This window comes from Anaerovorax odorimutans (assembly GCF_024459955.1).
In the GTDB taxonomy this organism is placed as follows: domain Bacteria; phylum Bacillota; class Clostridia; order Peptostreptococcales; family Anaerovoracaceae; genus Hominibacterium; species Hominibacterium odorimutans_A.
In genome coordinates, this window is the sequence record NZ_JANFXK010000194.1 from 1 (window position 1) to 241 (window position 241).

General features: G+C 41.1%; 1 protein-coding gene. It reads left to right on the forward strand.

All coding sequences use genetic code 11. The features are described 5' to 3' along the window. Positions 1–241: LysR family transcriptional regulator (locus tag NE619_RS19230; protein WP_256133917.1), on the forward strand; the 241-nt coding region annotated here is incomplete at both ends.

A 241-nucleotide genomic window follows, 5' to 3' on the forward strand; every position in this document is an offset into this window, starting at 1 on the left:
TTTAAACTTTTCAGAAGCATCCAAACAGCTCTATATTTCACAATCCGCAGTCAGCCAGTCTATCAAAACATTAGAGAGAAAACTAGATCAGACACTTTTTATCAGAAGTACAAAAAAAGTTCAACTGACTCCCGAAGGAGAAATTCTTATGCGGCATGTTGAACCCGCTATGAATCTGATTCAAAAAGGTGAAACCCAACTTCTCGACGCGGCATCAACCGGAGGGCAAATACGCATCGGT